Genomic DNA, 7,195 nt, shown 5'->3' with positions numbered 1-7,195 from the left:
GTTTACAGATGGTCGGTATTCCTAACCAGGTGTCGAGCGCGCTGTCAGGGGCGCTGCTGGTTGTGGTGGTGATGGGACGTTCGCTGAGTCTGCACCGTGAATGGGTGCGATCTCTCTTTAGAAAACTATCCGGAGCGTAAGATGAAAACAAAACTGTTCGTCCTGGCAATGGCCCTCAGCTTCGCCTCGGCGCAGGCGGCGGACCGCATTGCCTTTATCCCGAAGCTGGTGGGCGTGGGCTTCTTCACCAGCGGCGGCAATGGCGCGAAAGAGGCGGGGAAAGATCTTGGCGTGGACGTCACCTACGACGGCCCAACCGAGCCGAGCGTCTCCGGCCAGGTGCAGCTCATCAATAACTTCGTCAACCAGGGCTTTAACGCCATTATCGTCTCCGCCGTGTCGCCGGACGGCCTCTGCCCGGCGCTGAAGCGCGCGATGCAGCGCGGGGTCAAGGTCCTGACCTGGGATTCCGACACCAAACCGGAGTGCCGCAGCATCTATATCAACCAGGGAACGCCGGAGCAGCTCGGCGGCCTGCTGGTGGAGATGGCGGGCAAACAGGTCACCAAACCGAACGCCAAAGTGGCGTTCTTCTACTCCAGCCCGACCGTCACCGACCAGAACCAGTGGGTGAAAGAGGCGAAGGCCAAAATCGAGAAAGATCATCCTCAGTGGCAGGTCGTCACCACCCAGTTTGGCTATAACGATGCCACCAAATCTCTGCAAACCGCCGAAGGGATCTTAAAAGCGTATCCGGATCTGGATGCGATCATCGCCCCGGACGCCAACGCGCTGCCAGCAGCGGCGCAGGCGGTGGAAAACCTGAAGCGCGAAGGGGTGGCGATTGTCGGCTTCAGCACGCCGAACGTGATGCGTCCGTACGTTGAGCGCGGCACGGTAAAAGCCTTCGGCCTGTGGGATGTCGTACAACAGGGCAAAATTGCGGTCAATGTCGCCGATCGCCTGCTGAAAAAAGGCGATCTTAACGTCGGCGACAGCGTGAACGTAAAAGACATCGGCGCGCTGAAGGTCGAGCCGAACAGCGTGCAGGGCTACCAGTATGAGGCGAAGGGCAACGGCATCGTGCTGCTGCCGGAGCGCGTGGTGTTCACCAAAGAGAACATCAGCAAATACGATTTCTGACGGGGGAGCAAATGGCTGATTTAGACGACATCAAAGACGGCAAAGATTTTGGCATCGGCACGCCGCAGCAGAATGTGCCTTACACCCTGAAGGGCTGCGGCTCGCTGGACTGGGGTATGCAGTCCAGGCTTTCGCGCATCTTCAATCCGCAGAGCAACCGAACAGTGATGCTGGCCTTTGACCACGGCTACTTTCAGGGGCCGACCACCGGCCTTGAGCGTATCGATCTCTCTATCGCGCCGCTGTTTGGCGAAACCGACGTGCTGATGTGCACCCGCGGCATCCTCAGGAGCCAGGTGCCTGCTGCGACGAACAAACCGGTGGTGCTGCGCGCCTCGGGGGGTAATTCGATTCTTGGCGAGCTGTCGAACGAGTGCGTGGCGGTGGCGATGGAGGACGCGCTGCGCCTGAACGTCTGCGCGGTGGCGGCGCAGGTGTATATCGGAAGCCCGTTTGAGCATCAGTCAATCAACAACATCATCAAGCTGGTGGATGCGGGCGCGCGCTACGGCATGCCGACGCTGGCGGTGACGGGTGTGGGTAAAGAGATGGCGCGGGACGCGCGCTATTTCTCGCTGGCCAGCCGCATCGCCGCCGAAATGGGGGCGCAGTTCGTCAAAACCTACTATGTGGACGAGGGATTTGAAAAAGTGACCGCCAGCTGCCCGGTGCCGATTGTGATCGCCGGAGGCAAAAAGCTGCCGGAGCACGAGGCGCTGGAGATGTGCTGGCGCGCGATTGACCAGGGCGCATCCGGCGTGGACATGGGACGCAACATCTTCCAGTCCAGCGCGCCGCTCGCCATGCTGAAGGCGGTGAAGAAAGTGGTTCACGAAAACTGGAATGCCCGCGATGCGTTCCAGTTCTGGCAGGAAGAGAAACAGGGAGAAGCATAATGAACGTGACGCTGGTTGAGATTAACATCAAGCCCGAGCGGGTGGACGAGTTTCTGGACGTGTTTCGCGCCAACCACGAGGGGGCAATCAAGGAGCCGGGGAATCTGCGCTTTGACGTATTGCAGGACCCGAGGGTGAAAACCCGGTTCTTTATCTACGAGGCCTATAAAGACGAAGAGGCAGTGCTGGCGCATAAGCAAACGCCGCACTATCTGGCGTGCGTGGATAAGCTTGAGGAATTGATGTCGGAGCCGCGTAAGAAACGCAGTTTTGTGGGGTTGTTGCCGGAGTAGCGGCTTTGCCCGGTGGCGCTGCGCTTACCGGGCCTACGGGTACGACGTTGTGTTGATTTTGTAGGCCGGGTAAGCGTTAGCGCCACCCGGCATTGTTCAGGCCAGTTCCAGCAACTGCACCTGGGCCGTTGCCCCGGGCATCAGCCGCTGCAGATTATTAACCAGCGCCGCGCCTGCCTCTTCAAGCACCGCCAGCGGCATCGATGGCAAACTTTCGAGAATAAACCACATAGACATCGCCTGGCTGTCCAGACGGGTACGCACTCCCTGACGCCAGTTCCAGCGGCGGCAGGTGACGCCGAGGTCGTCGCGCCAGATAACCTCGCCAGCATCCGGGTATTCCACCACCGGCTGGCCCTCTTTAAAGGTATCAAACGGCTCGCTGCCGTCGGCCAGCGTCAGGCGAGGCGCACCCGAGTACGCCGCGAGATTTTCCCCGCCCACCGGAATGGCATAGCGAATGCTCACCGCGTTATAGATATCCACCACCGGATCCAGCGACGGCAGCGAACCGTCGTTCAGCACCCGCTTGCGCAGGGCCGCGGCGGAACAGGGCGTGCGTTTCGGTTTCGCGCCAAAGGCTTTAAACACCTCATCCCAGTCTGAAAGGTGTGCATCAGCCCACGGCACATCGTCATTCAACATCTGCTGGCAGGCCTGCGCCAGCGCGGCGGGCGCAACCTCCGGTTGGGTAATCGGCGCGGCTTCAACCACAATGCTCAGCGCCCGAAAGCCGGGCGCAATGTCGGCAAGTCGCGAATCTATTGACGGCGTTACGAGAGACATAAATAATCCTGTATTGACTGTTTTATACCATGGTAGTGACCAATGACTGATAAAGTCAATATAATGACTGCGCAGGGTGCCGATGTTGTCCAGGTAAGCCTGGCCGTGGCGAACCGCATCCGCAGCTGGCGCAAAGAGAAAAAGCTGTCGCTGGACGAGCTGTCCCGCCGAGCCAGCGTCAGCAAAGGGATGCTGGTGGAGATCGAAAAGGGCGCAGCCAACCCCAGCATCGCCATTTTGTGCAAGCTGGCCGCCGCGCTCGGCATCTCGGTGGCGGATATCGTCAACGTCTCCAGCGAGCCGCTGGTGCACGTTATCGAAGAAGCGGCGATCCCGGTTCTGTGGCAGGGCGCACAGGGCGGTTACGCCAGGCTGCTGGCAGGCACCGCGGGCCCGGACATGATTGAGCTGTGGCAGTGGGAGATGCATCCAGGGGAGTATTTCACCTCGACAGGGCATCCGGCAGGAACCTTTGAGCTGCTGCACGTGAACGAAGGCGTGTTGACGTTGACGGTGGACGAGACGGTTACGCAGCTGAATGCTGGCGCGTCGGCGGTGGCGAAAACCGAAGCGGCGCACGGTTATGCGAACGAAGGGGAGAGCGTACTGCGCTTCACTATGACGGTGGCGGAGTTTCACCGTTAAAAAGCAGCCCGGTGGCGCTACGCTTACCGGGCCTACATATGCAGTATTTTGTCGGCCGGGTAAGCGTAGCGCCACCGGGCGTTGATTACGCCTCTTCCACACTCACCCTGAGCGCTGCCAGCGCTTTGCGCGCCGCTTTCAGCACCTGCTCACACTGCTCAATCGTCAGCGTCAGCGGAGGCTCAATGCGGATGGTTTTCGAGTTGTTGAGCGTCCCGGCCACCAGCACCCGCTGGCGGAACATCTCGCTCGCGAAGCTGTAGCCGATTTCGTTGTCGACAAACTCGATTGCCATAAGCATCCCTTTACCGCGCGCCTCCTGCACAAGGTCCGGGTATTCCCGGCCCAACTGGCGGAAGCCGTCCAGCAGCATGTCGCCTTTCTGCTCCGCCTGCGCGGGCAGGTTTTGCTCCAGCAGTACGTTGATGGTCGCCAGCGCCGCCGCACAGGCCAGCGGGTTGCCGCCAAAGGTGGTGGTATGCAGGAACGGGTTGTCGAACAGCACCGAGAACACCTCTTCCGTTGCTACCGTTGCGCCTATTGGCATCACGCCGCCGCCGAGCGCCTTCGCCAGGCACAGGATGTCCGGCTGAACGTTTTCATGCTCGCAGGCAAACATCTTGCCGGTGCGCCCCATGCCGGTTTGCACTTCGTCGAGGATCAGCAGCGCGCCAAACTCATCGCACAGCTGTCGCACGGCGGGCAGATAGCCTTGCGGAGGCAAGATCACGCCGCCTTCACCCTGGATAGGCTCCAGGATCACCGCTGCCACATCGTCGCCGGTTTTACGGCATTCACTCAGCACGGTACGCATGGCGTTAATGTCACCGAACGGCACGTGGCGGAAGCCCGGCAGCAGCGGCATAAACGGTTTGCGGAAGGTGGATTTGGCGGTCGCCGACAGTGCTCCCAGGGATTTCCCGTGGAACGCGCCGCTGGTGGCGATAAAGGTGAATTTTCCGCGCGGGGACTGGTACGCTTTGGCGAGTTTAATCGACGCTTCGACCGATTCCGTGCCGCTGTTGCTAAAGAAGCTGTACTTCAGTTTGCCGGGCGTTAAGGCCGCCAGCGTTTTCGCGAGCATGGCGCGAAGCGGGTCGAGCAGTTCCTGGCTATGGAGAGGTTGTTTCGCAAGTTGATTCTGTACGGCGGAAACCACAACTGGATTACGGTGCCCCACGTTGAAAATACCAAAACCCCCCAGGCAATCGATAAATTCCTGTCCCTGGGTGTCGACAAGCGTGTTCAGACTTCCCGCTTGCCACTCTACGGCTCCGTAATCCCCGCCGGCGGTAACAGATTTGCGATACTCAAGAAAACCAGGATTCACATGCTCTTTAAAGTAATCGATGACCTCTCGGTTAAGTTGTTTCATCTCCTCATGATCGAGCGTTCGCTTCTCAATGAGATTCAGTGCGTGCGCGGTACAGGCAAGAGCCGAGGCGCTGGAAGGTAACCTGTTCAAAATGTGCTCCCGGGGATCGCGTATCACATGATACTGCGTTAAGTATTGCAGGGATTACGCCACTTCAGCGGACTTAACGAAAATCGGGATAAACACCAGGTTAAAATAATGTTGCGCAATATTTAATCATGCCGATACCAGCCTGATGGGATGAAGGCGGGAGGGGAGAGCGCGATGGATGAGGTCAATTGCACCGGCGTGGTGCGAAAGATGCCACTTAAGTGGGCGTTAACAGATCATGCTTTGCAGGTAATTTCTCTACGAAAGTATTTTAAATCAATCGATTAGAAAAGCGTACAGAAAGTGCGGTTTACCCGAAATTTGCGATCTCGATCGAATTTAACAACTAAAGATAAATTTGTAACCGCCGAAAAAACAATAAACCACAAAATTAACACTCGAATAACCTGCAAGGAATGCCCGCCATGTCCTCTCCATCCTTTGTCACCCAGAATGAATTCCCTCTGGATAGTGACACCACTCTTATGTCGACCACCGATCTCCAGAGCTACATGACCCATGCCAACGACACCTTTGTGCAGGTAAGTGGCTATACGCTCCAGGAACTGATGGGACAGCCGCACAATATGGTGCGTCACCCCGACATGCCGAAAGCGGCCTTCGCCGACATGTGGTACACGCTGCAACAGGGGGAACCGTGGAGCGGGATTGTCAAAAACCGCCGCAAAAACGGCGACCACTATTGGGTGCGAGCGAACGCCGTGCCGATGGTGCGCCACGGGAAAATGACCGGCTATATGTCGATTCGCACAAAAGCGACGGCTGAAGAGATTGCGACCGTGGAGCCTTTATATAAGGCGCTCAATGAAGGCCGTTGTAAAAAACGTATCCATAAAGGGCTGGTGGTGCGCAAAGGCTGGCTCGGGAAGTTACCGGCTATGCCGCTGCGCTGGCGGGTTCGTAGCGTCATGGCGGCGCTGTTTGTGGTGATGGCTGCCACGCTGGCGTTAACCTCTGCGGGGTGGCCATCGCTGGTGGCTGCTGCCGTCGTGATGGTCGTCGGGACGATGCTGTTCGAGCAGCAGATTGTCCGACCGATGGAAAATGTCACGCGTCAGGCGCTGAAGGTCGCGACCGGTGAGCGTAACAGCGTGCAGCATCTGAACCGCAGCGACGAGCTGGGGCTGACGCTGCGTGCGATCGGACAGCTGGGGCTGATGTGTCGCTGGTTAATCAATGATGTTTCAAGCCAGGTGGTGAGCGTGCGCGATGGCAGCGATAAGCTGGCGCAAGGGAATGACGATCTCAACGACCGGACGCGTCAGACCGTCACCAATGTGCAGCAGACCGTGGCGACGATGAATCAGATGGCCGCCTCGGTACAAAGCAACTCTGAAACCGCTGCCGAAGTCGATAAGCTCTCCGTAGCGGCCAGCAACGCGGCGACCAAAGGCGGAAATGCGATGCAGACGGTGGTGAAAACCATGGATGATATTGCTGACAGCACCCAGCGGATTGGCTCGATCACTTCGCTTATCAATGACATCGCTTTCCAGACCAATATTCTGGCGCTGAACGCGGCAGTGGAAGCGGCACGCGCAGGCGAACAGGGCAAAGGCTTTGCGGTCGTGGCCGGTGAGGTTCGTCATCTCGCCAGCCGCAGCGCCAGTGCGGCCAACGATATCCGTAAGCTGATTGACGCCAGCGCCAGCAAGGTACAGTCCGGCTCCGATCAGGTTCACGCGGCAGGCCGCACAATGGATGACATTGTTGAGCAGGTGAAAAACGTCACGCAGCTTATTGCCCAGATTAGCCACGCCACGTCTGAACAGGCTACCGGGCTGTCCGAGTTAACCCGGGCCGTTGCCGAACTGGACAGTATCACCCAGAAAAATGCGGACCTGGTAGAGGAGGGCGCGCAGATCTCTGCCATGGTGAAGCACCGTGCGGGGCGTCTCAAAGATGCCGTAACCGTGCTCCATTGAGCCAGTAATGTTCCAGAAAAG

At 58.4% G+C, this 7,195-nt stretch carries 7 protein-coding genes and 1 pseudogene; 6 read left to right on the top strand and 2 right to left on the bottom strand.

Going from position 1 to position 7,195, the window contains the following annotated elements; genetic code table 11:
• From ENTMO_RS26765 to lsrG, 4 genes and pseudogenes are all read left to right on the top strand, one after another.
• Positions 1-140, top strand: a pseudogene (locus tag ENTMO_RS26765) (autoinducer 2 import system permease LsrD); the annotation flags it as partial.
• Position 141: 1 nt separating this feature from the next.
• Complete coding sequence (gene lsrB / locus ENTMO_RS0121025; RefSeq protein WP_010435842.1) at positions 142-1,143, top strand: autoinducer 2 ABC transporter substrate-binding protein LsrB; 1,002 nt, start codon at positions 142-144, stop codon at positions 1,141-1,143.
• A gap of 11 nt (positions 1,144-1,154) precedes the next feature.
• A complete protein-coding gene (gene lsrF, locus ENTMO_RS0121020; protein ID WP_010435841.1) occupies positions 1,155-2,039 on the top strand; it encodes a 3-hydroxy-5-phosphonooxypentane-2,4-dione thiolase in 885 nt (294 codons plus the stop codon).
• A complete protein-coding gene (gene lsrG, locus ENTMO_RS0121015; protein WP_010435840.1) occupies positions 2,039-2,332 on the top strand; it encodes a (4S)-4-hydroxy-5-phosphonooxypentane-2,3-dione isomerase in 294 nt (97 codons plus the stop codon). Before lsrF ends, lsrG begins: the two co-directional genes overlap by 1 nt.
• Positions 2,333-2,428: 96 nt before the next feature.
• On the opposite strand, the gene ENTMO_RS0121010 is transcribed toward lsrG, so the two are convergent.
• A complete protein-coding gene (locus ENTMO_RS0121010; RefSeq protein WP_010435839.1) occupies positions 2,429-3,118 on the bottom strand; it encodes a B3/B4 domain-containing protein in 690 nt (229 codons plus the stop codon).
• Positions 3,119-3,160: 42 nt separating this feature from the next.
• Between ENTMO_RS0121010 and ENTMO_RS0121005 the strand changes: the two genes are divergently transcribed.
• Positions 3,161-3,763, top strand: a complete 603-nt coding sequence (locus tag ENTMO_RS0121005) for a helix-turn-helix domain-containing protein (protein ID WP_010435837.1) — start codon at positions 3,161-3,163, stop codon at positions 3,761-3,763.
• Positions 3,764-3,848: 85 nt separating this feature from the next.
• Here ENTMO_RS0121005 and ygjG read toward each other — a convergent pair whose 3' ends face one another.
• Positions 3,849-5,228: a putrescine aminotransferase gene (ygjG, locus tag ENTMO_RS0121000; RefSeq protein WP_052302297.1), complete on the bottom strand. Its 1,380-nt coding sequence runs from the start codon at positions 5,226-5,228 to the stop codon at positions 3,849-3,851.
• Between the two features lie 425 nt (positions 5,229-5,653).
• Between ygjG and ENTMO_RS0120995 the strand changes: the two genes are divergently transcribed.
• Positions 5,654-7,174, top strand: coding sequence for a methyl-accepting chemotaxis protein (locus ENTMO_RS0120995; protein WP_010435832.1), 1,521 nt, complete (start codon positions 5,654-5,656; stop codon positions 7,172-7,174).
• Positions 7,175-7,195 lie beyond the last annotated feature (21 nt).

Source organism: Enterobacter mori LMG 25706, assembly GCF_000211415.1.
GTDB classification, from domain to species: domain Bacteria; phylum Pseudomonadota; class Gammaproteobacteria; order Enterobacterales; family Enterobacteriaceae; genus Enterobacter; species Enterobacter mori.
This window is presented reverse-complemented; position numbering and strand designations above follow the sequence as displayed.